We start from the raw sequence: 25356 nt of genomic DNA, 5'->3' as shown, positions 1-25356 counted from the left end.
AACAATCCATCACTTACTCGTGCGGACCGAGTAGTTTCGACTCCGCTTTATGGAGATGTTCGAGGAGCGTCGTTTTCGTGATATCGAGATCTCTGGCGAGTTCTTTGGCCGTTACCTCCCGTGGCCATGCGTAGTATCCCCGGGTCTGTGCGTGTTCGAACACCTCCCGTTGTCGAGCGGTTAGATCAGGTCCTACGGATGACCCCGTCCCGGCCAAGTTACCCGTAGAGATCCGCTTGATGTTCACGGTGGCATCCATTTGGTCTCGTATATATGCGATCTTGTTGCGGATCTTCGTTCGTTGCCCCGTTGAGATGACTGTCCAGTTCTCAACGCCATCGTGGATTCGAACTGGCCGCTGGACGAGAAACCCCTGGTCGACCAGCGTACTCGTGATGCTGTTATTCGAATTGTACTCAACGACGAATCCCTGGTTATTCTTTCCCTGGGCCGTGACGATCTCGTTTCCAGCTGCGCTCTCAAGCGAGTACATTTTCTCGGTCAAATCCGATCGTTCGACGTCGTCAATCATCCTATCGACCTCCGTGACTGACTTTCCACTAGCAATGAAGTAGCCTTTGACAGTGTCGTCTTTCACCTGATTGACCTGCTGACTCAGCAACTCAACGTCGGCGTGCTCGGTAACCTCCAGAGTCCAACAATCCGGATGAGTAATTTCGATTTCGAGCCAGGTTGGTGCCTGTTCACCCATATGAGTTGGCGTGTGAACTGAAAACACATAACATTTACCACCCAACATGATAAGAAGATAAGAATTTATTGAAGCCTGAATAAAATATTAAGGGGAGGAATATGCTGCTTGACGGAATCGGAACTGCGCACGAAACGATCTTACGAACGGTATCCAGAAGTCTCCTTCAAAGCATACTACAGCAAGGATCACTCGTCGAAGAAACCGACGACGGCTTCGAAACTCGGAAAGGCTGCATCGAGAGCTGCGGTAGCCCTTTACAACCAGTCATCGGCAATGTTGACGAGCAGCACACAAACAGTCACTGACATCACCGTGTCCAAGCCGCTGTCTCGACGGCCCGGTGGTGTGCGTTTGTGCTCGCCGATGAACGCGGGGCGGGACCGCTTTCGGAAGCGACGGTTCGATTCGATTGAACGTTGCGCCAGCGTTATGCCGCCGCGCCGAGTGGTTGGCTCCGGCGAATCCCATGACGGAGGCGACCTCCCTTTACGCGACGTGATGAACTCTCGCGCGAAGCGGGTGGCTTCTTTATAAGGAAGTCGACGCCGTGTTGTGACTCCTGAGCGTCACGCGGCGGGATGGGCGCTGCAGGATTTGAACCCGCGACAACTTGGTCCGAAGCCAAGCACTCTGTCCAGACTGAGCTAAGCGCCCTCGCTTCGGAGTTCCCGTCGACTCCGTATAAGTCACTCGATTCGGTCCGGTAGCAAGCGAGTGACGACGATCGTATAGTTGAGCCAGAGGCGTCCGAGAGATATCGCTCGTTCTCGAGCGGTGAAAACCGTCGCCACATCTCATGAGACAGGGGAGACAAATGTTGATCGAAGCCATGACTGTAACAGAGTTTCCGGTCGGAGCCGCCGATGCCGACGAGTCGCCCGCCGCCCTCGAGTTACTCGTCGACGACGACGTCTGGACGATCGTCCCGGCCGAAGCGACCGGGGACGAGCGAATGACTCACTGGATCTCCGTTCCCGGCGAGGTCCTCTGTGATCTGCGAGAGTGGCGCTGATCGGGGTCGTATCGGACCGTTTATACACCGTCGCTTAACACTCCCGAGCATGAGTGTGGGGGAGACGGCGCGCGGATTACTCGAGTTGGCGCGGCCGGTCAACGTCGTTGCGGCGAGCGTGCTGACGTTCATCGGTGCGTTCATCGCGGGGGGACTCACCGCGTATCCGCTCGCAGTCGGGGCAGCGATCGGGGCGACCGCCTTCGCGGTCGGGGCGGGGAACGCGATCAACGACTACTTCGACCGCGAGATCGACCGGATCAACCAGCCCGATCGTGCGATTCCCCGAGGGGCGGTAAGCCCACGGGGTGCACTGGTTTACAGCGTCTGTCTGTTCGCCGTCGCAGTGGCACTGGCGCTGACGCTCCCTCGAGTCGCGATCGCCATCGCCGGAGTCAATCTGCTCGCACTGGTCACGTACACGAAGCTCTTCAAGGGATTGCCAGGCCTCGGAAACGCGCTCGTCGCCGGTCTCGTCGGGAGTACGTTCCTGTTCGGTGCGGCGGCCGTGGGCAACGTCGGGCCAGCGGTCGTTCTGTTCGTCCTCGCGGCGGTATCGACGCTGACCCGGGAGATCATCAAAGACGTCGAAGATATCGAGGGAGACCGCGAGGAGGGGCTAAACACGCTTCCCATCGCAATCGGCGAGCGGCGGGCGTTACTCGTCGCGACCGGTCTGCTCGTCCTCGCCGTGCTCGCGAGCCCGGCACCGTATCTTCTCGGGTACTTCGAGACCGCGTATCTGCTCGTCGTGCTTCCGGCGAACGCGGTGATGGTGTACGCCGCCTACGAGAGCTTCGAGGACCCGACGGCCGGTCAGTCGCATCTGAAGTACGGAATGTTTCTCGCCGCGCTCGCGTTTATCGTGGGTCGGGTTGCGACCGAGTTGCCGTCGCTCTGACGACCGCAAGTTCGTCTCGGAGCGCGCCATCGGCCAGCGAGTTCGATTTCCGACGGTAACAGAGTGTTGATCAAAAGTAATATACCCTCGTTGTGACATTCCCATAGCGTACTTACAGCAGCCGATGTCCGCCACACTGGTCGGCGCACGAGACCGCTGAAGTGAGAATCTGGTATGTATGAACTCCCACCAATCCTGGAAGAGGCCGAGGTCAAACCCGGGACGAACGTCCTCGTCGCGGGCCCACCGCTGGCCGGGAAGCGAGAGCTCGCACTCGACGTACTCGCGAGCGGTGCCGAACGCGGGGATGGATCGATCGTCGTGACGACGAAAGACGACGCGAGTTCGATCCTGAGGACGTTCGGCGAAACCGTCGAGCATCTCGAGGGTGAGGTCCCTCGCGTCGGCGTCGTCGACTGCGTAACCAAACAGCGAGGCGGCACGCTCGAGGACGACCTCCGGGTGAAGTATGCGGCCTCGCCCGTCGATATGACCGGTATCGGAATCAGCGTCTCGGAGTTCCTCCAGGAGTTCTACGAGGTGCACGGGCGGACGAAGAACCGGATTCTACTCAGTTCGATCTCGACGCTTCTGATGTACGCCGATCTGCAGGCGGTGTTTCGGTTCTTGCACGTGTTTACCGGACGGGTCCAGAGCGCGAACGGCCTCGGCGTCTACGTGATCGATTCGACGTCCCACGACGACCGGACGATGAACACCCTGACACAGCTGTTCGACGCGATCGTCGAGGTCGAAGCGGGATCGGAGACGAAGCCGACGATCCGGACCGCGGGTCGCTCACCGTAGCCTGTCGGTGCGCTCTTGTGACTACCCGTCCCACTCCTCGAACGAGCGGTAGATACCTTTCGAGAGGTAGCGCTCGCTCGAGTCGGGGAACACCGTCACCACGGACTCGTAGGGGGCGTCGATCTCGCCGTCGGCGATCTTCGTCGCCACGTGCCGTGCGGCGACGCTCGCAGCGCCAGCGCTCGAGGCGACGAGGTGGCCCTCCTCGCGGGCGAGACGTGCGAGTTCCTCGTGGGCCCGGCGGTCGGGAACCGCGAACACCTCGTCGACGAGCGCCGGATCGAACAGCTCGTTCGTGTCGGTGTTGTGGGTGCCGATACCCTCGATCTTGTACTCACCTTCCTCCCGCTCTTCGCCGAGGAACTCGCCGTACAGCGATCCCTCGGGTTCGACCGCCGCGACGTACGTCTCGGCGTCTTGCTCTCTCGCGTAGCGGGCGATTCCCATGAGTGTCCCGGCGGTCCCACAGCCGGCGACGACCGCGCCAACGTCGCCGTCGAGCGCCTCGTAGATCTCCGGTCCGGTCGTCTCGTAGTGAGCTTCGGTGTTCAGCGGATTCGCGAACTGCTGGGGGACGACGGCGTCCTCGAGTTCCTCGGCGAGTTCGTGGGCCCGCTCGATCGCGCCGCCCATCCCGTCGTCCGTCGGCGTGTTGATAATCTCCGCGCCCAGCGCGGCCATGAGTTGCTGTTTTTCGACGCTGAATCGCTCCGGCACGACGAAGATCGCGTCGACGCCGAGTTGCTCGGCCGCGACCGCCAGTCCGATCCCCGTGTTACCCGCGGTCGGCTCGACGACCGTCCCGCCGGCCGCGAGATCGCCGCGCTCGAGCATCCGCTCGAGCATGTACTTCCCGATACGGTCTTTGACGCTCGCTCCGGGGTTGAACGACTCGAGTTTCGCGTACACCGGCACGCCGGCCGGCGCGTCGTGGATTCGGACCAGCGGCGTCTCGCCGATGGTCTCGAGCACCGAGTCCAACGGTCGCTCGTGGGTCGTCATCGTCAGGGCAAATGTTGCCCCTGTTGTTAGGTCTTGCCATCAGGAGCGCCCAGGCGGGCGAATTCGGCGACTGATCGACAGATTACTCGCCGCTCGGAGCGGAAGACTCATCGGTCGTCTCTTCTGCCGTCTCGGCCGCGTCGTCGGCGTCGTCGAGGTCGTCGATAGCGACCTCCGCGAGGATCTCCTCGCCGTCGAGGCCCCGTTCTTCGGCTAGCGCGAGCAACAGTGCCCGCTGTTCGGTGAGCTGGTGGTCCATCTTCTTGACGGTGTCGTGGGTGTCGTCGACCTCCTCCTCGAGGTTGACGATCCGTCCCTGGAGCTCCTGGACCTGCTTGTACATCTGTTCTGCGCGGTCGGAAACCAGCTGGATCTTTTTGGCAGTGCTGCCGAGTCCCATATCTACTGCCTCTATCGTCCACCTAATTGGGCCTTTTCCTCCGTTCGCGCGACGGCGCGACGCGCTTCGGCTCGCCCTCGAGGCGCTCGGCCCTGATCGCGTCTCCGGGCGTTTCGCCCGCCGTGAGGACCGTCGGCCTTAAGCAACGGCGCGCCCACGCCTCGCGTATGCGTCCCGAGCAACGGCCGCCCACCGCCGGCATCGTCGCCTCGATCTCCTATCTCGTCGTGGTCTTCGTTCCGTACGTCCTCCTCAGTGAGACGGAAGCCGCTGCACTCCCCACCTACTACGACTTCGGTCTCGCGGGACCGCAGTTCCTCGCGGTGTTGCCCCTCGTCGGACTCGTCCTGTTCGCCGCCGGGCGACAGCAGCGAACCGAGCCCGACTACGTCGCGGGGTTGACCCTCGTCCTCGGGATGGTGCTCACCGCCCTGATCGCGATCTGGGCGATTTCGGTCCCCGAAAACGTCGTCCTCAGCATCGGCGAGGCGTCCTGGCTCGAGTACCACCGCTGGCTCGTTCTTCTCGCCGGGCTCGCGATGGTCGCCTGCTCGCTGTGGTACGCGAAGAGCCTCGAGTTGCTGTAGCTCCGACGGTCCCTCGTGACGACCCGTTCGAACGGTGGCCGGCCGGAAGCTCGCGTCGGGCCTCGAGTCCCACCCGGTTCGGGAGGCGAAAGGGCCTTAAGTGATCCGCCGCTACTCTGAAGTGGACTAGGTCGGGCAGTTAGGCCCTGCTCGAAACCCGCGCTATGGTCTTCAGCGGGGACCGAACCCCGCGGGCGTCCGGTCAGACCGGCCGGGGCCCCGGGAGCCAACGTAGAAACCTCGTCCGTCGGGGACAGCGGGCCACGGCGACCGTCCGCAGGGACGTCTCGTCGTGGCTAATCGGCGACAGCCCATCAGGCGCGGAAGCGAGCAGTGGACCGTCGGACACCTGTCGCTCGACGGGTCGCGGGGTGGAGAAGGCAACCGGGATTCCCCCGGCCGGAACGCCGGGCAACCGCGGGCGTCCGCATTCATACCCACCGAAATTTTACGCTGCGTTCAGGTACACTGACGGCAGCATCGCTGCCGCACAGTGGACCGTCACTCGGCAAAATTTCGATCAAAAGCACTTCTCCTTCCCCGCCAGCCGCGCGTCGCGCGGCTTCTGGGTCAGTCGGCGGCCCGCTCGTTCGCGCCGATGGCGCTCACTCGCGGTTCGCATCGGCGAACTGCCTGCCCTTCCCCGGCAACCGCGACTCGTCACCGCCGTTCCTCGTCGCGGTTGCGGCCGTATACCCCGGCTCCGATCCGATTCGATGGCCGAGCGGGAAATCCTCGAGCGAACCGGAATTCCTCCGGGTTTATTATCAGGTGTGCGGTCTCAGGGGCATGCAACCGACGGAACTGACCGGAACCTACCGCGAGATCGGTCGTCAGTACGGGGCGATCCTCGAGCGCGTCGGGTTCGCACCGGAGCCCGTCCCTTCCGAGAAACGGGCGCTCGTCCGCGAGTGCGAACCTGCCGTTCGAACCCACGCGCCCGGATTGCTCGAGGAACTCGAGGGAATCGCGACGGCGGGCGGCTGGGAGCGAGCGGCGATTCTCGCCGTCCCGCTCGCGCTCGGCTACGAGTCCGGCTGCTCGGTCGTCGCCGTCTCGGGCGACCGCACGGCCGACGGGCGGCCGCTCTTCGGGCGGAACTACGACTTTTACCGGTCGTTCGCCGACTTCGCCGAACTGTTTCGGACGGTCCCGTCCGGTCGACTGGCCAGCGTCGGCTGCTCGGATCACTGGACCGGGCGTCAGGACGGCATCAACGAGGCCGGGCTGGCCGTCGGCCACACCTACGTTCCCCACGCTGGGCTCGAGGCCGGCGTCGCCTTCGGACTGGCGGCGAGGTGGGTCCTCGATACGTGCGAGACGGTCGAAGAGGGAGTCGCGTTCCTCGAGCGGATTCCCCACGCTCGCAACACGAATTTTCTGCTCGCCGACGCGGCGGGCGAGATCGCCGTCGTCGAGGCGAGCCCGGCGCGAACCCGTGTCACGGGGCCCTCGAACGGGTTCGCCGCCGTGACGAACCACTTCCCCTCCGACTCGATGGTCGAACACGAGCCTCGCGGAATCGATCGGACGAACAGCACCGCTCGCCTCACGGCCCTCGAGGCCTGGTTCGACGGGACCTCGCTGGCGACGATCGAAGACCTCCAGCGACGGCTCGGAGACCCCTCGAGCGGCGTCTGCGTCTGTGGCGACGACGCCGACGACCCGGTCGAAACGCTCTGGTCGTGGACGGCGACGCTCGACGGACCGGAGCCGCACCTCGCCGGTGGCCGGCCGGACGAAACCGCCTACGAATCGGTTCCGGTGGCGACAGCCGACAGTCGGCGACGCCACCCGAATTGAAACGCGAGAAGCCGAGGGAGGAACACGACACGAGAAGGTGAGCCGAGGTCTCGATCAGTCGTCCGCTGCCTCGAGCGTCGCCGGGTTCTCCATCTGGAGGCCGCCCTCGAGCGTCCGAACGGGGTAGGGGATGTCGATTCCCTCCTCGTCGAACCGCTCTTTGACCGCCCGTACGTACTCGCCTTTGATCCGCACGAAGTCGGCTCTCGAGGGATCTGCGATCCAGATCCGGGACTGGAGGCCGACGTCGGAGTCGTTGAGTTCCGTCAGTCGCACCGACGGCGCGGGGTCGTCCATGATGTCGGGGTGTCGCTTTGCTTCCTCGACGATGATCCCGGTGGCCTCCTCGATGTCGTCGTCGTAGCCGATCCCGAAGACGAACTTCAGGCGGAGCCTGTCTCCGTCGACGGGGTTTTTGAGCACGCCGCCGGTGAGCACGCTGTTCGGAACCGTCAACAGCTCGTTGTCGAAGGTCCGGACTCGAGTGACCCGAAGACTGATGTCCTCGACGGTCCCCGAGTAGTCGCCGTTGTCCCACTCGATCCAGTCGCCCATGCGAAACGGTTTGTCCGTGTAGATGAACACGCCGGCGACGAAGTTCGAGATGACGTTCTGGAGAGCGAGGCCGACCGCGAGCGCCCCGGCGGCGGCGATGCCGGCCATCGACACGAGGACGTTCTCGAAGCCGGCGAAGCCGAACGCCAGTGCGATCGCGACGAACAGTACGCCGGTTCGGGTCGCGAGCAGCAGCGGCGTCTGGGCGTGCCGATCGAGTCCGCGGCGGTCGAACGCCCGCCTGACCAGCGGAACGACGACCGCGCGGCCGAGCGCGACGAGCGCGAGAAAGGCGAGCGCGAAGACGACGACGCCGGCGACCGTCTCGGCGAGAGCCCCCTCGAGGCCGGGCGCGTTGCCGTGGAGCCACTCGCCGAGCGTTTCGGTCGCCTGTAGCGGTACCGGCGCTACCGCCCCCACCCCGCTCATCGATGTACGACGGCGGTGTGTCCGCGCGTTTCGATCAGGTCGGCGTTCACCGCCTCGGCGAGTTCTCGGGCCTTCTCCTCGGTGGAGCCGCCCGCTCGAGCCGCCCGGAGGAACTTCACCTTGACCAGGTTCTCGTTCGCGAGCTGGTCGTTGAGTTCGTCGACGACGGCCTCGGGGCCGCCCTTGCCGACCCAGACGGTGACGTCGAGGTCGTGTGCGCGGCGCTTGAGTTCCTGTCGGTCCATGGGTCGAATATTCCGCCGAGCGGTTTCAATGTTCCCGAACCGGAACGAGCGCGGTCAGTCGTACGGGTACCGCGCCTGGGCGCCGCAGTCGCAGGTGATCACGACGTGGCCGTCTCGCAACCGCACCCGGGCGTTCGCGCCCGGACGAAGGTAGGCGTCGCACTCGTCGCAGGTAAAGCGCCGGAACGACCGCGGCAGCGTCAGCCGATTTCGCTCGGCGACCCGGCGGGCCAGCCGGACGTAGTAGCGCGCCCGCTCGTCCTCGCCCGCGATCGCGGCCTCGCGGGCCAGTTCGTGGAGGCGTTCGAGTCGCTCCTCGGCGACGCTCATTGCGTCGAGTTTCGTCGGGCCGCCTATCGGTGTTACGCTCTCGAACGGGTCGAGAGCGGTAGCGTTTTGGAACCGATCGCCGACTGAGCGGACGTGCGCGTGCTGAACTACCTCGAACTCGAGGGCCCCCTCGAGCGAAGCGGCATCTCGACTGCGGCCGCCCACCAGCGGCGGGCCCTCGAGCCGTTCAGCGACCTCGAGATCCGAACCGAGCCGTGGACCGGCGGCGAACCGCTGCGCGCCGTTTCACGCCGGTTGGTCCGGGGCGAGGTTCCCGTCGACTACGACCTCGTCCACTGCAACGCGATCGGCCCCGGATCGGTCGCGCTCGCCGTCCACGCGAGACGGACGGGACGGCCCCTGATCCTCCACGCCCACGTCACGCGCGAGGACTTCCGGGGGAGCTTTCGCGGCTCGACGCGCCTCGCTCGCCCGCTCGGCCGGTACCTTCGGTGGCTGTACTCGCGAGCGGACCTCGTGCTGTGTCCGAGCGGCCAGACGAAACGGGTTCTCGAGTCCTACCCCGTCGACGCGCCGATCGAAGCGCTCACGAACGGCGTCGACCACGACTCCCTCGCCGGCCACGAACGGTTCCGAGAGCCGGCCAGAGAGCGGTTCGGCCTCGAGGGACTCGTCGTCTTCGCCGTCGGCAACGTCTTCGAGCGCAAGGGGCTGTCGACGTTCTGTCGGCTGGCCCGGCGGACCGATTACGAGTTCGCGTGGTTCGGCCCCTACGATACGGGTCCGCAGGCGAGCGCGGCGGTTCGCCGCTGGACGCGCGATCCCCCCGAGAACGTCACGTTCACCGGCTGGGTTCCCGACAAACGCCAGGCGTTCGGCGCTGGCGACGTCTTCTGTTTCCCCACCCGCGCCGAGAACCAGGGGATCGCCGTCCTCGAGGCGATGGCCTGTGGCAAACCCGTCGTCCTGCGGGACCTCCCGGTGTTCCGGGAGTACTACGCTGACGGCGTCGACTGTCTCATGTGCGAGACCGAGGCCGAGTTTCGAGACGCCCTCGAGCGCCTCGCCGCCGACCCGTCGCTCAGGGATCGACTCGGCGAAAACGCCCGCGAGACGGCCAGGGACCACCGCCTCGAGGTCGTCGGCCAGCGGTTGTACGAGCACTATCGCCGGGTGCTGGGGCGAGCGTGAGCCGCGAGCGAGTCCGAGCGGAACGCGACGGACGTGACAGCGTGGCGAGAGACGACGACCGCGTGGCGCAATACTGTTATATCGCTACCGGCGAAGACACTGAGAGAACCAGATGGACCGAGATCCGACCGCTTCGAGTGCGGGTGGCTGGCGTCGTCGGTCGGTCCTGGCAGCGGGGGCGGGGCTGACGGGCGCGCTCGCCGGCTGTGTCAGGGACGTTCGCACGGTCGTCAACCGGGACGAGATCGAACAGCTCTCGCTGACGATCACCACCCTGCCGGCCGACGGCGACCGCGAGGGGATCCAGCTCGCCCGACGGCTGGCCGAGAACCTCGAGGCGGTGGGCGTCGACGTCTCGATCGACCTGCGCTCGAACGAGGAGTTCCTCCGGGCGATCCTCGTCAACCACGACTACGACCTCTACGTCGGCCGCCACCCGGGCGCGACCGACCCCGACTTCCTCTACGAGGCGCTGCACTCGATCTACGCCGACGAGTCGGGCTGGCAGAACCCCTTCGGGTTCACCAGCATGCTGTTCGACGACCTCCTCGAGGACCAGCGGGCGGCCGACGGCGAGGAGCGACGGGAGGCGGTAGCGACGATGCTCGAGGAGCTGGCCCGCGAGCAGCCGTTCGTTCCGGTCTGTGTCCCCGACGAGTACCGCCTCGTTCGCACGGACCGGTTCGACGGCTGGGACGACCACCTCGCGACCCGCCTCGGCTACCTCGGCCTCGAGCCGCTCGCGGAAGGCGCCGACGCCCGGCTCCGGGCGACGGTGATGGACGCCCGCCCCTCCGAGAACGTCAACCCGCTCTCGGCGGAGTACCGCAACCGCGGAACGGTCGTCGACCTGCTGTACGACTCGCTGGCGACGGAGACGCTGCCCGGCTCGAGCGACGAACTCGAGGCCGACGTCGACACCGCAGACCCCGACGAGGACGACGCTCTCGAGTCCGAGGCGGACAGCGACCTGCTCCCCTGGCTCGCCGAGTCCTGGGAGTGGGAGGGATCGACCGTCGAGGTCACGATCCGTGAGGACTGCCGGTTTCACGACGGTGAACTCGTCACCGCCGACGACGTCGCGTTCACCTACGACTTCCTCGCGGACACGTCGCGGGGGAACAGCGACGTTCCCGCGCCGTCGCCGCGCTACCGCGGTCAGGCGGCCGCCATCGAGGAGATCGAGGTACACGACGAACGGACGCTCTCGCTGTCCGTGTCGACCGGCCGAGCGGTCGCCGAGCGGGCGTTCACCGTGCCGGTACTCCCCGAGCACGTCTGGGGCGAGCGCGAGGCGGAGGCGACCGTTCGGGGCGTCAGCGTCGCCCAGGGGACCACCGAGGCGCTGGTCACCGACAACGTTCCCGCCGTCGGCAGCGGCCCGTTTCGCTTCGAGAGCCGCACCGAGCGCGAACACCTCACCCTCGAGCGCTTCGAGGAGCACTTCACCCGCCGCGACGGCGTCGACCTCCCCGAGGCGACCGTCGAGGAGCTGCGCCTTCAGATCGACCCGCGCAGCGCCTCAGCGATCGCGCTCGTCGACGGCGGTGACGCCGACGTCACGTCGACGCCCCTCGAGATGTACTCGCTCGCGGAGATCCCCGACGCCGAGGAGACGCGGCTGCTCGAGTCGCCCTCCCAGACGTTCTACCACGTCGGGTTCAACGCCCGGAACGCCCCGTTCGGCAACCCGTACTTCCGTCGTGCCGTCGCACGGTTGCTCGACAAGGAGTGGCTGGCGGAGACGGTGTTCGAGGGGCACGCGACGCCGATCGCGACGCCCGTCGACACGCCGCTCAGCCGGGAGTGGGTCCCCGACGAGCTTGCGTGGGACGGCGAGGACCCCGTCGTCCCGTTCGTCGGCTCCGACGGCGACCTCGACGTCGCGGCCGCGAAGGCGGGGTTCGAAGACGCCGGCTTCCGGTACGGAGAGGGGGGCGACCTCCTGGTGAGGCGCTGATGCTCGTTCGCGTCCTCACCCAGCTGGCGATCGTGGTGACGGTCATGGTGATCGTCTCGATGGCGCTGTTCGTCGGCCGCTACCGGCTACAGGCGACCCTCGAGGAGTGGCCGACCAGGGTCAAAGCCGCGGCGCCGATCACCGTCCTGCTGGCGATCGTTCTCCTGTTTAACAGCGTCGCCAGGCAGGTCGTTCCGGATCTCTCCTGGATGATCGGCGTCAACCTGACCGGGTGGATCTACGACGTCGAGGGGCAGTTCATCCTCTGGCTGCAGTCGTACGCGACGCCGGAACTGACCGCGTACTTCTCGTTCATCTACATCTACGGCTACGTCTTCTTGCTCGTCTTCCCCGTCGTCGCCTATTTCGCGCTGTCGAATACCAGGCCGCTTCGGGAGCTCCTCGCGGCGTACACGCTCAACTACACCCTCGGGCTGGTGTGTTACATCCTCGTGATCGCCTACGGCCCGCGAAACATGATTCCGGAACTCGTCCAGGCGCTGCTGTACGACACCTATCCCCAGTACCAGCACCTCACGCGGCAGGTCAACCGCAACACCAACGTGTTTCCGTCGCTGCACACGTCGCTCGCGGTCACGGTAGCGCTGCTCGCCCACCGGAGCCGCGACGTCTACCCGAGGTGGTACCCCGTCGCCCTCGTCCTCGCGGTCAGCGTCGCGATTTCGACGATGTACCTCGGGATCCACTGGGCGATCGACGTCGTCGCGGGCGTCGTTCTCGCGTACGTCAGCGTCGTCCTCGCGGCCCACCTCGTCGGCCGGTGGTCGCTGTCGGAGTCCCTCGAGGGCCGACTGCCGTCGCCGCGGATCCCGTGGCCCGGCCGCTCGAACAAATGACTTAAGCGGCGTGGTCGAATTCCGCCGTACGATGGTCGATCGGGTCGCCGCGTTCACCGACACGTACCTGCCGACGGTGAACGGGGTGAGCTACACCGTCCGGACCTGGCGGGACCGGTGGCAGGCCCGGGGCGGTCGGATGGACGTCGCCTACCCGGCGGCGACGGCGTACGATCCCGCCGCCCTCGAGCACCCCGTTCGGAGCGTTCCGTTCCCGTTCTACGGTGGTTACCGCCTCGGCCAGCCCCGGGTTCCGGACTCGCTCTCGAGTGTGGACCCCGACGTGGTCCACGCCCACACGCCGTTCTCGATCGGCCTGGCGGCGCTCCGGTTCGCCCGTCGGGCTGAGCGTCCGCTCGTCGCCTCCTATCACACCCCCGCAGCCGAGTACGCGGGCTACCTCGCGCCGACGGCGCGACTCGTCGACGGCGTCCGGCGGCTGGCGAACGGCTACGAACGCCGGTACTACGACCGGGCCGATCTCGTGATCGCGCCGTCGGTGACCGCCCGCCAGCGCGTCCTCGACACCCTCGGCGTCTCGACACCGGTCCGGGTCGTCTCGAACGGCGTCGACACCGCGCGGTTCCGACCGGTCGACCCCGCAACCATCCGGGAACGCTTCGCCCTCGAGCGCGACCGGCTCCTCGTCGGGTACACCGGCCGCCACGGCCACGAAAAGCGACTCGACGAGCTGCTCGCGGCCGTCGCCGCGCTCCCGGGTGCCGACGCGCCGGTGACGCTCGTCGTCGGCGGCGACGGCCCCGCCCGCGCGGGTCTCGAGCGTCGCGCTCGAGAGCTGGATGTCGACGCGCGGTTTCTCGGCTTCCTCGAGCGCGAGGAGCTCCCGGCGCTCTACTCCGCGCTCGACGTCTTCGCGTTCCCGAGCCCGGTCGAGACCCAGGGGCTGGTCGCCCTCGAGTCGATCTGCTGTGGGACGCCCGTCGTCGCCGCCGACGCCGGGGCGCTCGCGGAGACGGTGATCGACGGCGAGACCGGCTACCACTACCCGGCCGGCGACGTCGCCGCGTTCGCTCGAGCGCTCGAGCGGGCGCTCGGCCGCCGCGACCGCCTCGGTCGGCGCTGTCTGGACCGCCGGGATGCGTACTGCGTCGACCGGTCGCTCGAGCGACTGGACGAGCTGTACGCGGCGGTCGCGGGGTGAAACCGAACGAAAAGCGACCGGGATCTAGTCGTCGTCTTCGAGCGCGTCGGCGATTCGCTTGAGCGCACGGGTCTGATCGCGCATCTCGTCTCGAAGCTGGCGGACCTCGCGGACGAGTTCCTCGTTGCCCGCCTCGCCGCCGGCGCCGCCGGGCCCACCGGGGCCGCCGCCCATCATACCGCCCATCATCTGGGCGAACGGGTTGCCGCCCATGCCGGGGCCGCCGGGACCGCCACCGCCCCCGAATGGGCTCTCGGGGGCCTCACCCTCTCCTTCCTCGGCGCGCTTCTCGCGGATCTCCTCGACTCGCTCGCGGAACGATTTCTCCTCTCCCTCCTCGCCGTCGTCGGCGTCGTTGTCGTGCTCGTCGACCATGCGTTCGGCTTCAGTAGCGGCGCGGAAAAGGGTTGCCATGTCGGGCGTTAGCTGCCGGTACGGCGAGCGAATCGGCCGGCGAGGGACTCACTCGAAAGCGGCCAGCGACGACTGGAGACGCCGACCCGTGTCGCCGCGCTCGAGATCGTAGCCCACCAGGTCGCGCATGTCGACGGCGTAGTCGGTGTTGCCGCGCTCGAGGACGAGCAGCCGACCGACGACGCCGACGACGGTGCCGCTCGCGATCGTCTCCTGGACGGGCCGAGAGTCGAATGAGAGCCCGTAGTCGAACGAAAAGCGCTCGATGACGTCGAACTCGGCGAGCAGCGCCTCCCAGGCGTCGGCGTCGACCCGTTCGGCGAGGGCGTCGACCTTCGTCGGCGTTCGCACCCGGTCGACCAGTCGTTCGGCGATCTCGGCCTCGAGTTCGCGGGCGATGCGGCCGTTCGAGACGGTGTGAACGTGTGCCGCGCGGTCGGCTCCCTGTTCGCGCAGGCGGGTCTCGAGGCGCCACAGCTTGGTGACGCCGACTTTGAACGTGTCGGGGGCGAACGCCGCGAGGTAGACCGCGTGCTCCTCGTAGCAGTCCATCTCGTCTTTCAGGCAGGTGCCGGTACAGCGGGCGCAGACCCAGGTGCTCGCGTGGTCGTCGCAGTAGGGCGCGGTCGGCCGGTCACAGCGGCGGTGGCCGTCCTCGTCGATCACGCCGGCGCAGTGGCGAGCGTCGAGCGCGTAGGAGAGTCGATCGCCGGCCTCGAGGGGACGGCGCGTCACGTCGCCCCCGTCGCTGAGGAGAAGCGCGGGGCCGACGCCGCTCGGTTCGTAGCCGACGATCTGCACGCGACGGCGTACGGTCGGCGCGGTGATAGGCGTGCCGTTCGGCCCGCGGACGGTGGCGCGTCGATACCCAGTTCGTGTTGACCGTCTGCACTCTCTGACTGTCCATCAAAACTATTAATTCACTATGGAAATTACCGATGGCCGGATGACAAACGATACCACAGGTAACGGCGGTTCGCACACGACCCGACGATCGGTTCTCCGAGCGACGACCGGCGCGGTGGCCGGTCTGGGCGCCACCGGCCTCGCGGCGGCAGAGTCCGGGGACCGCCTCGAGGTGAACGTCGGCTTCGCCAACGAACGAGGGCGGCAGGCTGCGGTCGACGCGGCGACGGACGTCCGTCGCGAGTTCGCCTTCGACGCGCTGACGATGACGGTTCCCGAACAGGCGGTCTCGGGACTCAGGCGGAACCCGAACGTCCGCTACGTCGAGGAGAACGGCGAGATGCACGCACTCGAACAGACGACGCCGTGGGGCGTCGACCGGGTCGGCGCGCCGACGGCACACGACGCGGACGAGACGGGCGAGGGGGCACACATCGCGATCCTCGACACCGGGATCGACTCGACGCACGAGGCCCTTCAGGACGTACTCGGCGAGGGCGAGTCGTTCACCGGCTGTGGCGGCCTCACCTGTTTTCTCGGTGGCAACGGCAACGACTGCAACGAGTCGTGGGACGACGACAACGACCACGGGACCCACTGCGCCGGGACCGCGGTCGCGCCGGACGACGGCGTCGGCGTCGTCGGCGTCTCGACGCAGGCGACGTTGCACGCCGTGAAGGTGCTCGACTGCCTCGGCTCCGGTTCGATGTCCGACATCGCCGCCGGGATCGAGTACACCGCCGACCAGGGCTGGGACGTCTGCAGCATGAGTCTCGGGGGCGGCCAGTCCGACGCCGTCTCCGACGCGGTCAGCTACGCCCACGAGCGCGGCGTCTTCCTGGTCGCAGCCGCAGGCAACGACGGGCCGTGTACCGACTGCGTGAGCTACCCCGCCGCAGAGCCCGAGGTCGTCGCCGTCAGCGCGACCAGTGAGGACGACTCGCTCGCCTCTTTCTCCTCGACCGGTCCGGAGATCGAACTCGCTGCGCCGGGCGAGGACGTCTACTCGACGGTCGCCGGCGGCTACGACACCTTTTCGGGGACCTCGATGGCCTGCCCGCACGTCGCCGGCGCCGCCGGCCAGTTGATGGCGAACGGCTACGATCACGAGGCGGCCCGCGACCGACTCCACGAGAGCGCCGAGGACATCGGCCTCGAGGAGAACGAGCAGGGACACGGCCTCCTCCGCGTCGACGACGCGCTCGACCTGTAGGACCGACGCCCGCCGACGGCACACTCGAGTGCCGGAACAACACCTATTCGTGCCCACGGCAAAGGGTCAGGCATGACGCTCGAGGGATCACTCGACGCGACGGCCACGGACGGCCAGGTGCGGTTCGCGTTCACGGTAACGAACACCGGCGACGAGCCGGTCGAACTGCAGTTTTCCGACAGCTGCAAGGCCGAGTTCGTCCTCGAGGACGAGGGGCGCGAGGTCTGGCGGTTCACCGACGGCCGGATGTTCGCACAGGTGATCAGCTCCGAAACCGTCGGCCCCGGCGAAGAGGCGCGCTACGAGGGGAGCTGGGACGACCCCCAGGAGGGGACGTACACCGCCGTCGCCGAGCTCCGGGCACAGAACCGGACCTGCGAGGCCAGAACCGACGTGACGGCCTGAGACGACCGGGCCAGCGCTACGGACTCCCGGCCGACTTTCGGTCACCGGAGCAACGTTTATTCGTGTCACTTCCCTCGGTTCGAACCATAGATGGTCGACCGGAACGGGTGGGGCCGCGGCCGGGACGACCCGATCGGAGCGCGTCGCCGCCCGCCGCCGGCGTTCGTCGAACGGGCGAACGCCGCCGACGCCGAACGGTACGAGGCGTTCGAGGAGAACTGGCCCGACTGCTGGGAGCGAGCGGCCGCGCTGCTCGCGTGGGACCGGGCGTACGACACCGTACTCGAGGACGAGGACGCCCCCTTCTACCGGTGGTTCACCGGTGGTGAGCTGAACGCCTCGTACAACTGCCTCGACCGGCACCTCGAGGCCGGCCGGAAGAACCACGCCGCGATCAGGTGGGGGGGAAAGCAGGGCGAATCCCGGACGTACACCTACCGCGAGCTGTACGTCGAGGTCAACGAGTTCGCCGCCGCGCTGCGAGACCTGGGCGTCGGCGAGGACGACGTCGTGACGCTGTACCTGCCGATGATCCCGGAGTTACCGGTCGCGATGCTCGCCTGTGCCCGCATCGGGGCACCCCACTCGGTGGTGTTCGCGGGCTTTTCGGCGGACGCCCTCGCAACCCGGATGAACGCCGCCGACAGCGAGTACCTCGTCACTTGCGACGGCTACTACCGCCGCGGCGACGCCTTCAATCAGAAGAGCAAGGCCGACAACGCCCGTCTGGCGGTCGACCAGGGCGTCCGGACCGTCGTCGTCGACCGCCTCGGCAAGGAGCTCCCGCACGTCGTCGGCGACGACGAGTGCGACTACGACGCGGTGCGAGACGCACACGCCGGGGAGACGGTCGATCCCGTTTCCCGGGACGCCGAGGACATGCTGTTCCTGATGTACACTTCGGGCACCACGGGCCAGCCGAAAGGGGTCGTCCACACGACCGGCGGCTACCTCGCCTACGCCGCCTGGACCTCACACGCGGTGCTGGACGTCAAGCCCGAGGACACCTACTGGTGTGCGGCCGACATCGGCTGGATCACCGGCCACACCTACATCGTTTACGGCCCCCTCGCCCTCGGCACAACGACGATGATGTACGAAGGGACGCCCGACTATCCCGACCGCGACCGCCTCTGGGAACTCCTCGAGCGAAACGCCGTCGACGTCTTCTACACCGCGCCGACGGCGATCCGCGCGTTCACGAAGTGGGGCAGTCAGTACCCCGAGCGCCACGATCTGTCGTCGCTGCGGCTGCTCGGCACCGTCGGCGAGCCGATCAACCCCCGCGCCTGGGAGTGGTACCACAAGCACGTCGGCGGCGGGACGTGCCCGGTCGTCGACACCTGGTGGCAGACCGAAACCGGCGGCGTCGTCGTCTCGACGCTGCCCGGCATCGACGACATGAAACCCGGCGCCGCCGGTCCGCCGCTGCCCGGCATCGACGCGCGGGTGGTCGACGCCGCCGGCGATGAGGTCGAGGCCGGAGACGCGGGCTACCTGACACTCCAGAAACCCTGGCCGGGGATGGCGCGGACGCTGTACGACGGCGACGACCGGTTTCTCGACGAGTACTGGCGGCGCTTCTCCGACCCCGAGGACGACCGCTGGGTCTACTTCAGCGGCGACGCCGCCCGCATCGACGACGACGGCTACGTCACCGTTCTCGGGCGCGTCGACGACGTCATCACCGTCTCCGGACACCGGCTGAGTACGATGGAGATCGAGAGCGCCATCCTCGATGCCGGCGGCGTCGCCGAAGCTGCCGTCGTCGCCAGCACGACGGGAGCCGGCGACGGCGAAATCTACGCCTACGTGAGCCTCGAGCGCGACGTCGACCCCGCTGACGCGATCCGGGAGGCGATCGTCTCGAGGGTCGAGCGAGCGATCGGGCCGATCGCCCGCCCCGAGGAGGTCGTCTTCACACCCGAGCTTCCGAAGACCCGCTCCGGCAAGATCATGCGACGGCTCCTCGAGGACGTCACGAACGGCCAGGAGCTCGGAGACACGAGCGCGCTTCGCAACCCCGAGATCGTCGGCGAGCTTCGGGCGACGATCCGGGGGGAGTGAGCCGGTTCGGACGAATTTCGCACATTCAGCGATCACGAAACGGTCGCGGGCGCGACAGACGGCGGCTCTCGACGGTTCTGTGTCCGTGTCTGTCGGGACGACAGCACTATCGTAGCCACTGAAAATCAGTACACGCCTGCTCGCGCAGGCTCGCCCGAAGCCGCCCCACCGCGCCGGTTTCGGGCGTCGCGTGCGAGCAGTGTGTAACCCGTTTCAGTTGTTACTATATATTCGCGGTTCCGGAGTGTACGAACGATGGTACGCGAGGCGTCCGACGCCGACCGACTCACCCGGCCGCGGTACGACCGTCTCCTCGACGCCGCGGAAACGTACCGCGAGGCGCTCGTCGTCCGGCTCTGCGGCGAAGTCGGGCTCCGTCCCGCGGAACTCGCGCGGCTGACCCCGTCCGCCGTCGTCGAGGCGAGCAGCGAGCCCGCGCGGTATCTCCTCGTCGTCCCCTCGAGCGACGGCGGCCGCTCCCGACGGGCGTACCTCCCCGCGACCCTCGAGCGGGAGCTGCGCCGGTACGTTCGGAGCAACGACATCGGGGCCGACGAGCGGGTCTTCGACGTCACTCCGCGGCGGCTCCAGATGCTCGCGGCCGCCGTCGCCGACCGTGCGAGCGACCGGTTCGACGACCCCGGCCTCGGGGCGGTCTCGACGAGCGACCTGCGGCGGTTTTTCGCCCGCACCGCGCTCGTCGACGACGGGATCAACCCCCGGGTCGTGAAGGCCGTCGGCGGCTGGCGGAGCTTCGAGGCGCTCGAGCCGTACCTCCCGGAGCCCACCGACGCGGAGATCGTCGCCGCCTTCGCCGCGGTCGAAGACGGCGCGTCTCGAACGACGCGATCGGGCGCGAGCGCGGGTGACGATCGGCCCGGGGAGACCGGCGAAGACCCACACTCCGGCCCGGCCGGCTACCAGCAGGCGATCACCGATATCGTCCTCGAGGCCTCGAGCCACGAGGAGCTCGAGACCGGCGCCTGCGAGGTGCTGGCCGACAGCACCGCCTACGAGGCGGCCTGGATCGAGCGGACGTCCGGTCCCGCGCGCTCCCGACGTCGGCCACGAGAGTGGCGAACCGCAGCCGGCATCGCGGCCGCAGAGATCGACCGCCTCGAGGACGCGACCGGCGACGAATCGGAGAGCGCCGACCCCGACCCCGAGGGCGAGCCACGACCGCCGGCCGCCCGATCCGAATCCGTACCCGCCTCGATCACCGTCGAGGGGGCCGTCGGCGGCGAGGTCGGCGGTGACCGGTTCGAAGGGGCGCTCGCGAGAGTGCCGATCGGGTACGGCGACACCGTTTACGGAACCCTCTCGGTCGTCACCGACCGCGACGGGGCGTTTTCCCCACCCGAGCGCGACCGCCTCGAGACCGTCGGTCGACAGCTCGGACACGCGATCGCGGCCGTCCGCCGGCGAACTCTGTTGCTGTCGGATACGCTGCTCGAACTCGAGTTTACGGTCCGCGACGACCGCTCGTTCTTCGTCGACGCCTCGAGCCGACTCGGCTGTCGGTTCGAACTCGACTCGCTCGTCTCGGTGTCGGAGACGACTCAGCTGTACTACGTGTCCCTCTCGGGAGCCCCGCCAGCGGACGTGTTCGACCTCGCCGAAGCCGATACGGGAATCGACGACTGCCGACTGATCGAGACGTACGAGGGTGGCTGGCGCGTCGAGTTCGTCGTCGAGGGCTCCTCGCCGACGCTCACGCTCTCGGAGTACGGCGTGACGGTCACCGACGCCGTCGTCGACGACGGCATCGCGACGATCACCGCGGAGTGTGCCGCCGACGCCGACCTCCGAACGATCGTCGGCGGGCTGCGATCGGTCTTTCCCACCTCGGAACTGCGCGGCAAACGCGAGGTCGAGCGCACCGTCCAGACCGCCCGCGAGTTCCGGGCCGGCCTCGAGGAGCGGCTGACGGATCGACAGGAGACGACCCTGCGAGCGGCGTACTTCGGCGGCTACTACGACTGGCCCCGCGAGAGCACGGCCGAGGAGCTCGCGGACGCAATGGGGATCTCCTCACCGACGCTGCACAGCCACCTCCGGAAGGGCCAACACGAGCTGTTGCGGACGTTCTTCGACGACGAGGCCGTCGACTCGAGGACTCGAGGGTAAGTGCTGCGGGGTCGTCAGGCCCCAGCGTTGTGGACCACGCGTGGGGTGCTAGAGGACCGGGCGAGAGGAGTCGCCTCGAGGACGCGAAAACGCGATACTGCGGCGCGAACTCTCCACGAGAATAGATCGTGTCGGAAGCATACCGCGACTGGTTTTGTACACCTAGATTCGGTGTTTACTACCACTATTCTACATTGAGTGTGTGTACCATGTCAGAGGAGGACGTCGGACTGGAGGCACGACTGGAAGAACAGGAGTCGTTCGACCCCCCGGAGTCGTTCGTCGAGCAGGCGAACGTCTCCGATCCGGGGATCTACGAGGAGTTCGAGGAGAACTGGCCGGAGTGCTGGGAGGGGGCCGCCGACCTGCTCTCCTGGGATCGTGAGTACGAGACGGTGCTCGAGGACGACGACGCGCCGTTCTACAAGTGGTTCACCGGCGGTGAGCTGAACGCTTCAGCGAACTGTCTCGACCGCCACGTCGAGAACGGGGCGAAGAATCGCGCGGCGATCAAGTGGGAGGGCGAACTCGGCGAGACGCGCACCTACACCTACGGCGACCTGTTGAACGAAGTCGAGGCGTTCGCCGCCGCGCTGCGCGACCTGGGCGTCGGCGAGGACGACGTCGTGACGCTGTACCTGCCGATGATCCCCGAGTTACCGGTCGCGATGCTCGCCTGCGCTCGGATCGGCGCCCCTCACTCGGTGGTATTCGCGGGCTTTTCGGCGGATGCGCTGGCGACGCGGATGAACGCCGCCGACAGCGAGTATCTGGTGACCTGCGACGGCTACTACCGCCGCGGCGACGCGCTGAACCACAAGGAGAAAGCCGACAAGGGGGTTCGAGGCGTCGACCACGACGTCACCTCAGTCGTCGTCGATCGGCTGGGCGACGAGCTGAAACACTTCCTCGGGGATAGTGCCCACGACTACGGCGAGCTGGTCGAGCAACACGAGGGGGCGTCGGTCGACCCCGTCTCCCGGGACGCCGAGGACATGCTGTTCCTGATGTACACTTCGGGCACCACGGGCCAGCCGAAGGGGGTCAAACACACGACCGGCGGCTACCTCGCCTACGCCGCCTGGACCTCACACGCGGTGCTGGACGTCAAGCCCGAGGACACCTACTGGTGTGCGGCCGACATCGGCTGGATCACCGGTCATTCCTACATCGTCTACGGTCCCCTCGCCCTCGGCACCACCACGATGATGTACGAGGGGACGCCCGACTATCCCGACCGCGACCGCCTCTGGGAGCTCGTCGAGAAGAACGACGTGGACATCTTCTACACCGCGCCGACGGCGATCCGCGCGTTCATGAAGTGGGGCAGTCAGTACCCCGAGAAACACGACCTGTCCTCGCTCAGACTGCTCGGCACCGTCGGCGAGCCGATCAACCCCCGCGCTTGGAAGTGGTACTACACTCATATCGGCGGCGATGAGTGCCCGATCGTCGACACCTGGTGGCAGACCGAAACCGGCGGCATGATGATCACCACCCTCCCCGGCATCGGCACCATGAAACCCGGTTCCGCCGGTCCCCCATTACCCGGCATCGACGCCCGGATCGTCGACGCCGCCGGCGAGAACGTCGAGGCCGGAGACGCCGGATATCTCACGGTACAGAAACCGTGGCCGGGAATGCTGCGGACCCTCTATCAGAACGACGAGCGGTTCCTCTCTGAGTACTGGCAGGAGTACTCCGACGAGGAGACCGACGAGTGGGTCTACTTCCCCGAAGACGGCGCGAAGATCGACGACGACGGCTACATCACCATCCTCGGGCGCGTCGACGACGTCATCAACGTCTCCGGCCATCGGTTGGGGACCATGGAGATCGAAAGCGCCATCGTCGGCACCGAAGGCGTCGCCGAGGCCGCCGTCGTCGGCGGCGACCACGACCTCAAGGGCGAGGCCGTCTACGCCTACGTGATCCTCGAGGACGGTCAGGACCCCACCGACGCCATGTCCGACCGGATCGTCGAGGAGGTCGAAGACGCCATCGGCCCGATCGCCCGCCCCGAGGAGGTGATCTTCACGCCCGAACTCCCCAAGACTCGCTCCGGAAAGATCATGCGGCGGCTCCTCGAGGACATCGCCTCCGGAAACGAACTGGGCGACACCTCCACGCTGCGTAATCCGGAGATCGTCGACGAGATCGTCGAGCAGGTCGAGGAGTAGCCGGCTCAGACGCCGTCTTCGAACTGCGAAATCGCCCGGACGACGAGGATGGTGACCCCGAGGAACGTGCCGACGGTGACGGCGCCGTACAGCGCGAACGACGTCGGCGAGACGGTGAACGTGATCGCGAGGATCGTCACCTCCTCGAGACCGGTCTGGGCGGGGACGACGGCGCCCAGAACGGCGCCGAGGGCTGCCGTGAGGGCGACGATTCCGAGGAGGAGTCCGACCACCACGCGTTTTCCGGTGGAGTCCCTGCGTTCGGTCACAGTCGAGTGCTCGCAGACAGGCGAGTAGACTGTTTTGTTTTCCCGCAGAGGTCTCGAGTCGACGACCGCTCCACAGTCACCATCAGGTGGCCCACACCGCAGGTGGTATATATTCGCCAGCTATAGGGTACGAGTGCGGGGATTACCCGCAGAAAAGCACGACGGGTGCGAGGGTAGCCAAGCGGCCAACGGCGGCGGACTCAAGATCCGCTCTCGTAGGAGTTCGTGGGTTCGATTCCCTCCCCTCGCATCACAGTGAGGTGCAAAAACGCACCGAACGAGATGCAGGAGGGACCGAATTACGCCGGGGTTCTGCGCTTCGCGCAGGTTCCAGGAGGTAGTTCGATTCCCTCCCCTCGCATCGAAGCGAAGCGCACGTACGCGCTGCGCGAGATGCGGAAGATCCTACAGCGATCTTCCCTCGCAACATTCTCGAGACCGACGCGCCGACCAGCGACGCGTGGCGGCCGAAACCGCCACCTCTTTGCGCGCGCACCCACCAGGACGGGTAATGACCGAACTCGAGTCCGCGCAGCGACGCGCCGACCTCGCCGAGCGGGCGGCGCGCGCGGGTGCGGCCGTCGCCGAGGAGGCGTTCCGATCCGGGATCGCAGTCGAGACGAAAAACGGCAAGACCGACGTCGTCACGCAGGCCGACCGCGACGCCCAGCGGGCGGTGATCGAGGTCGTCCGCGAGGAGTACCCGGACGATCCCGTCGTCGGCGAGGAGGACGAGGAACTGAAGGCGGTTCCCGAGGAGGGGCCGGCCTGGATCGTCGACCCGATCGACGGGACGAACAACTTCGTTCGCGGAATCCGGGTGTTCGGAACCGCGGTCGCGGCCGTGATCGACGGCGAGCCCGTCGGTGCGGCGACGGTGCTCCCCGCACTCGGCGACAGCTACCTCGCGGGGCCGGACGGCGTGGCGCTGAACGGCGAGCCGATCGCGGTCAGCGACCGGGCGGATCCCGAGCTCTGTACCGTCTGTCCGACGATCTGGTGGGGGTACGACGACCGGGATCAGTACGCCGCGGCGAGCAAGGCGATCGTCGACCGCTTCGCGGATATGCGCCGGTTCGGCTGCGCCCAGGCGGTGCTCGCGATGGTCGCCTCGGGCGCCCTCGACGGCGTCCTCACCAACGTGCAGGCGAACCCGTGGGACTCCGTCGCCGGCGTTCACCACGTCCGGGAGGCCGGCGGAACCGTCACGGACCTCGAGGGCGAGCGCTGGCGCCACGACAGCAGGGGACTGGTCGCCTCCAACGGCGCCGTCCACGAGCACGTCCTCGAGGCGGCTCGCGAGATCGAACGGTAGCTCGACCCGGGAGCGACCGACGCGTCAGAAGTATTTTTACCGGTGCGTTCGGCGAACGAGGTATGGAACTCGATGACACCGATCGGGCGATTCTCCGGATTCTCCAGCGAAACGCCCGTACACCGTTCAGCGAAATTGCCCGCCAGATCGACATGTCGAGCGCGACGGTTCACGACCGGGTCAGCCGAATGGAGGAGGCGGGGGTCATCGAGGGGTATCACGCGAGGGTCGAGCCGAAGGCGGTCGGACTCGGCATCTCGGCGCTCGTCGGACTCCGCGTCGAACAGGGTCGCGAGCAGGACACCTTGGAGCGGCTCACGGACATCGAGGGCGTCCAGCAGGTTCACCTGACGACGGGCGAGTGGGACGTGATGATGCGCGTCTACGCCGAGGACGCCGACGGGTTGCGCGAGCTGATGTTCGAGCGGATCGCCCGGATGGACGGCTTCGCCCGATCGCAGACGATGGTCATCCTCGGCACGACCTACGAGAGCGACGAGCTCCCGGTTTGAGCGAGCCCCCTCTCGAGGGAGGGGGTCTCGG

At 67.1% G+C, this 25356-nt stretch carries 25 protein-coding genes, 2 tRNA genes and 1 other RNA gene; 18 read left to right on the top strand and 10 right to left on the bottom strand.

The features are described 5' to 3' along the window. Window positions 1-13: 13 nt before the first annotated feature. Entirely contained in the window at window positions 14-712 is a 699-nt protein-coding gene (locus NMQ11_RS01795; protein ID WP_255169675.1) for a helix-turn-helix domain-containing protein, read from the bottom strand. A 582-nt stretch (window positions 713-1294) separates the two neighbouring features. Beyond that, window positions 1295-1369, bottom strand: a tRNA-Arg gene (locus tag NMQ11_RS01790). 175 nt (window positions 1370-1544) lie between these two features. On the opposite strand from NMQ11_RS01790, the gene NMQ11_RS01785 reads away from it, so the two are divergent. The 3 genes from NMQ11_RS01785 to NMQ11_RS01775 all read left to right on the top strand — a co-directional run bounded on the left by NMQ11_RS01785 (window position 1545) and on the right by NMQ11_RS01775 (window position 3435). Continuing rightward, window positions 1545-1727, top strand: coding sequence for a DUF7511 domain-containing protein (locus NMQ11_RS01785; protein ID WP_255169674.1), 183 nt, complete (start codon window positions 1545-1547; stop codon window positions 1725-1727). 49 nt (window positions 1728-1776) lie between these two features. After that, window positions 1777-2628, top strand: a complete 852-nt coding sequence (locus NMQ11_RS01780; protein WP_255169673.1) for a geranylgeranylglycerol-phosphate geranylgeranyltransferase — start codon at window positions 1777-1779, stop codon at window positions 2626-2628. Window positions 2629-2802: 174 nt separating this feature from the next. Further along, on the top strand, window positions 2803-3435 hold the full coding sequence (locus NMQ11_RS01775; RefSeq protein WP_255169672.1) for an RAD55 family ATPase: 633 nt from the start codon (window positions 2803-2805) through the stop codon (window positions 3433-3435). Between the two features lie 21 nt (window positions 3436-3456). Here NMQ11_RS01775 and NMQ11_RS01770 read toward each other — a convergent pair whose 3' ends face one another. Together NMQ11_RS01770 and NMQ11_RS01765 are read right to left on the bottom strand one after the other, a co-directional pair. Then, window positions 3457-4437, bottom strand: coding sequence for a PLP-dependent cysteine synthase family protein (locus NMQ11_RS01770; RefSeq protein ID WP_255169671.1), 981 nt, complete (start codon window positions 4435-4437; stop codon window positions 3457-3459). Window positions 4438-4519: 82 nt separating this feature from the next. Then, complete coding sequence (locus NMQ11_RS01765) at window positions 4520-4837, bottom strand: DUF5798 family protein (RefSeq protein ID WP_255169670.1); 318 nt, start codon at window positions 4835-4837, stop codon at window positions 4520-4522. Between the two features lie 167 nt (window positions 4838-5004). On the opposite strand from NMQ11_RS01765, the gene NMQ11_RS01760 reads away from it, so the two are divergent. The 3 genes from NMQ11_RS01760 to NMQ11_RS01750 all read left to right on the top strand — a co-directional run bounded on the left by NMQ11_RS01760 (window position 5005) and on the right by NMQ11_RS01750 (window position 7227). After that, the gene (locus NMQ11_RS01760; RefSeq protein WP_255169669.1) at window positions 5005-5424 is read left to right on the top strand and encodes a DUF7548 family protein; all 420 of its coding nucleotides are present in this window, start codon (window positions 5005-5007) and stop codon (window positions 5422-5424) included. A gap of 119 nt (window positions 5425-5543) precedes the next feature. Then, an RNA gene (gene ffs, locus NMQ11_RS01755) (signal recognition particle sRNA) lies at window positions 5544-5855 on the top strand. Between the two features lie 358 nt (window positions 5856-6213). Next, the gene (locus NMQ11_RS01750; protein ID WP_255169668.1) at window positions 6214-7227 is read left to right on the top strand and encodes a C45 family autoproteolytic acyltransferase/hydrolase; all 1014 of its coding nucleotides are present in this window, start codon (window positions 6214-6216) and stop codon (window positions 7225-7227) included. A 54-nt stretch (window positions 7228-7281) separates the two neighbouring features. Here NMQ11_RS01750 and NMQ11_RS01745 read toward each other — a convergent pair whose 3' ends face one another. Genes NMQ11_RS01745 through NMQ11_RS01735 form a run of 3 tightly spaced genes read right to left on the bottom strand, consistent with a single transcriptional unit; the run spans window position 7282 to window position 8786 of the window. Continuing rightward, entirely contained in the window at window positions 7282-8211 is a 930-nt protein-coding gene (locus NMQ11_RS01745; RefSeq protein ID WP_255169667.1) for a mechanosensitive ion channel family protein, read from the bottom strand. Continuing rightward, complete coding sequence (locus NMQ11_RS01740) at window positions 8208-8456, bottom strand: YhbY family RNA-binding protein (protein ID WP_255169666.1); 249 nt, start codon at window positions 8454-8456, stop codon at window positions 8208-8210. The genes NMQ11_RS01745 and NMQ11_RS01740 overlap by 4 nt, the downstream gene beginning before the upstream one ends. A gap of 54 nt (window positions 8457-8510) precedes the next feature. Beyond that, complete coding sequence (locus NMQ11_RS01735; protein ID WP_255169665.1) at window positions 8511-8786, bottom strand: ribonuclease P protein component 4; 276 nt, start codon at window positions 8784-8786, stop codon at window positions 8511-8513. A gap of 93 nt (window positions 8787-8879) precedes the next feature. On the opposite strand from NMQ11_RS01735, the gene NMQ11_RS01730 reads away from it, so the two are divergent. The 4 genes from NMQ11_RS01730 (at window position 8880) to NMQ11_RS01715 (ending at window position 13917) form a co-directional block, all read left to right on the top strand. Further along, on the top strand, window positions 8880-9938 hold the full coding sequence (locus NMQ11_RS01730; protein WP_255169664.1) for a glycosyltransferase family 4 protein: 1059 nt from the start codon (window positions 8880-8882) through the stop codon (window positions 9936-9938). 112 nt (window positions 9939-10050) lie between these two features. Further along, complete coding sequence (locus NMQ11_RS01725; protein WP_255169663.1) at window positions 10051-11898, top strand: ABC transporter substrate-binding protein; 1848 nt, start codon at window positions 10051-10053, stop codon at window positions 11896-11898. After that, window positions 11898-12755, top strand: coding sequence for a phosphatase PAP2 family protein (locus tag NMQ11_RS01720; protein ID WP_255169662.1), 858 nt, complete (start codon window positions 11898-11900; stop codon window positions 12753-12755). The genes NMQ11_RS01725 and NMQ11_RS01720 overlap by 1 nt, the downstream gene beginning before the upstream one ends. Before the next feature lie 31 nt (window positions 12756-12786). Further along, window positions 12787-13917, top strand: a complete 1131-nt coding sequence (locus tag NMQ11_RS01715; RefSeq protein ID WP_255169661.1) for a glycosyltransferase — start codon at window positions 12787-12789, stop codon at window positions 13915-13917. A gap of 24 nt (window positions 13918-13941) precedes the next feature. On the opposite strand, the gene NMQ11_RS01710 is transcribed toward NMQ11_RS01715, so the two are convergent. Both NMQ11_RS01710 and NMQ11_RS01705 read right to left on the bottom strand, forming a co-directional pair. After that, on the bottom strand, window positions 13942-14331 hold the full coding sequence (locus NMQ11_RS01710) for a hypothetical protein (protein ID WP_255169660.1): 390 nt from the start codon (window positions 14329-14331) through the stop codon (window positions 13942-13944). 48 nt (window positions 14332-14379) lie between these two features. Next, complete coding sequence (locus tag NMQ11_RS01705; protein ID WP_255169659.1) at window positions 14380-15132, bottom strand: DUF2797 domain-containing protein; 753 nt, start codon at window positions 15130-15132, stop codon at window positions 14380-14382. A gap of 145 nt (window positions 15133-15277) precedes the next feature. Between NMQ11_RS01705 and NMQ11_RS01700 the strand changes: the two genes are divergently transcribed. From NMQ11_RS01700 to acs (NMQ11_RS01680), 5 genes are all read left to right on the top strand, one after another. Continuing rightward, window positions 15278-16450 (top strand): S8 family peptidase, encoded by a 1173-nt coding sequence (locus NMQ11_RS01700; RefSeq protein ID WP_255169658.1) that lies wholly within the window; start codon window positions 15278-15280, stop codon window positions 16448-16450. 72 nt (window positions 16451-16522) lie between these two features. Next, entirely contained in the window at window positions 16523-16855 is a 333-nt protein-coding gene (locus NMQ11_RS01695) for a BsuPI-related putative proteinase inhibitor (RefSeq protein ID WP_255169657.1), read from the top strand. A gap of 90 nt (window positions 16856-16945) precedes the next feature. Further along, window positions 16946-18922, top strand: a complete 1977-nt coding sequence (gene acs / locus NMQ11_RS01690; protein WP_255169656.1) for an acetate--CoA ligase — start codon at window positions 16946-16948, stop codon at window positions 18920-18922. 255 nt (window positions 18923-19177) lie between these two features. Beyond that, window positions 19178-21049, top strand: coding sequence for a bacterio-opsin activator domain-containing protein (locus NMQ11_RS01685; RefSeq protein WP_255169655.1), 1872 nt, complete (start codon window positions 19178-19180; stop codon window positions 21047-21049). 209 nt (window positions 21050-21258) lie between these two features. Further along, window positions 21259-23229, top strand: a complete 1971-nt coding sequence (gene acs, locus NMQ11_RS01680) for an acetate--CoA ligase (RefSeq protein ID WP_255169654.1) — start codon at window positions 21259-21261, stop codon at window positions 23227-23229. A 5-nt stretch (window positions 23230-23234) separates the two neighbouring features. Here the strand turns inward: acs (NMQ11_RS01680) and NMQ11_RS01675 are convergent, their stop codons facing one another. After that, window positions 23235-23498: a DUF7520 family protein gene (locus tag NMQ11_RS01675; RefSeq protein WP_255169653.1), complete on the bottom strand. Its 264-nt coding sequence runs from the start codon at window positions 23496-23498 to the stop codon at window positions 23235-23237. A gap of 167 nt (window positions 23499-23665) precedes the next feature. Between NMQ11_RS01675 and NMQ11_RS01670 the strand changes: the two genes are divergently transcribed. The 3 genes from NMQ11_RS01670 (at window position 23666) to NMQ11_RS01660 (ending at window position 25325) form a co-directional block, all read left to right on the top strand. After that, a tRNA-Leu gene (locus NMQ11_RS01670) sits at window positions 23666-23748 on the top strand. Between the two features lie 261 nt (window positions 23749-24009). Beyond that, window positions 24010-24813, top strand: a complete 804-nt coding sequence (locus NMQ11_RS01665) for an inositol monophosphatase family protein (RefSeq protein WP_255169652.1) — start codon at window positions 24010-24012, stop codon at window positions 24811-24813. A 62-nt stretch (window positions 24814-24875) separates the two neighbouring features. Beyond that, complete coding sequence (locus tag NMQ11_RS01660) at window positions 24876-25325, top strand: Lrp/AsnC family transcriptional regulator (RefSeq protein WP_255169651.1); 450 nt, start codon at window positions 24876-24878, stop codon at window positions 25323-25325. Window positions 25326-25356: the final 31 nt, after the last annotated feature.

This window comes from Natrononativus amylolyticus (genome assembly GCF_024362525.1).
GTDB classification, from domain to species: Archaea; Halobacteriota; Halobacteria; order Halobacteriales; family Natrialbaceae; genus Natrononativus; species Natrononativus amylolyticus.
The sequence above is the reverse complement of the archived record's forward strand: the minus strand, read 5'-3'. Positions and strand labels throughout refer to the sequence as shown.

Bases quoted from the DNA above. Each gene is read 5' to 3' on its own strand.
- NMQ11_RS01660 (WP_255169651.1), top strand. From the start codon at position 24,876: ATGGAACTCGATGACACCGATCGGGCGATTCTCCGGATTCTCCAGCGA.
- NMQ11_RS01760 (WP_255169669.1), top strand. From the start codon at position 5,005: ATGCGTCCCGAGCAACGGCCGCCCACCGCCGGCATCGTCGCCTCGATC.
- NMQ11_RS01735 (WP_255169665.1), bottom strand. From the start codon at position 8,786: ATGAGCGTCGCCGAGGAGCGACTCGAACGCCTCCACGAACTGGCCCGC.
- NMQ11_RS01695 (WP_255169657.1), top strand. From the start codon at position 16,523: ATGACGCTCGAGGGATCACTCGACGCGACGGCCACGGACGGCCAGGTG.
- NMQ11_RS01785 (WP_255169674.1), top strand. From the start codon at position 1,545: ATGACTGTAACAGAGTTTCCGGTCGGAGCCGCCGATGCCGACGAGTCG.
- NMQ11_RS01775 (WP_255169672.1), top strand. From the start codon at position 2,803: ATGTATGAACTCCCACCAATCCTGGAAGAGGCCGAGGTCAAACCCGGG.
- NMQ11_RS01715 (WP_255169661.1), top strand. From the start codon at position 12,787: ATGGTCGATCGGGTCGCCGCGTTCACCGACACGTACCTGCCGACGGTG.
- NMQ11_RS01770 (WP_255169671.1), bottom strand. From the start codon at position 4,437: ATGACGACCCACGAGCGACCGTTGGACTCGGTGCTCGAGACCATCGGC.
- NMQ11_RS01685 (WP_255169655.1), top strand. From the start codon at position 19,178: ATGGTACGCGAGGCGTCCGACGCCGACCGACTCACCCGGCCGCGGTAC.
- NMQ11_RS01765 (WP_255169670.1), bottom strand. From the start codon at position 4,837: ATGGGACTCGGCAGCACTGCCAAAAAGATCCAGCTGGTTTCCGACCGC.
- NMQ11_RS01795 (WP_255169675.1), bottom strand. From the start codon at position 712: ATGGGTGAACAGGCACCAACCTGGCTCGAAATCGAAATTACTCATCCG.
- NMQ11_RS01745 (WP_255169667.1), bottom strand. From the start codon at position 8,211: ATGAGCGGGGTGGGGGCGGTAGCGCCGGTACCGCTACAGGCGACCGAA.
- NMQ11_RS01700 (WP_255169658.1), top strand. From the start codon at position 15,278: ATGACAAACGATACCACAGGTAACGGCGGTTCGCACACGACCCGACGA.
- NMQ11_RS01750 (WP_255169668.1), top strand. From the start codon at position 6,214: ATGCAACCGACGGAACTGACCGGAACCTACCGCGAGATCGGTCGTCAG.
- NMQ11_RS01665 (WP_255169652.1), top strand. From the start codon at position 24,010: ATGACCGAACTCGAGTCCGCGCAGCGACGCGCCGACCTCGCCGAGCGG.
- NMQ11_RS01720 (WP_255169662.1), top strand. From the start codon at position 11,898: ATGCTCGTTCGCGTCCTCACCCAGCTGGCGATCGTGGTGACGGTCATG.
- NMQ11_RS01780 (WP_255169673.1), top strand. From the start codon at position 1,777: ATGAGTGTGGGGGAGACGGCGCGCGGATTACTCGAGTTGGCGCGGCCG.
- NMQ11_RS01710 (WP_255169660.1), bottom strand. From the start codon at position 14,331: ATGGCAACCCTTTTCCGCGCCGCTACTGAAGCCGAACGCATGGTCGAC.
- NMQ11_RS01740 (WP_255169666.1), bottom strand. From the start codon at position 8,456: ATGGACCGACAGGAACTCAAGCGCCGCGCACACGACCTCGACGTCACC.
- acs (WP_255169656.1), top strand. From the start codon at position 16,946: ATGGTCGACCGGAACGGGTGGGGCCGCGGCCGGGACGACCCGATCGGA.
- acs (WP_255169654.1), top strand. From the start codon at position 21,259: ATGTCAGAGGAGGACGTCGGACTGGAGGCACGACTGGAAGAACAGGAG.
- NMQ11_RS01725 (WP_255169663.1), top strand. From the start codon at position 10,051: ATGGACCGAGATCCGACCGCTTCGAGTGCGGGTGGCTGGCGTCGTCGG.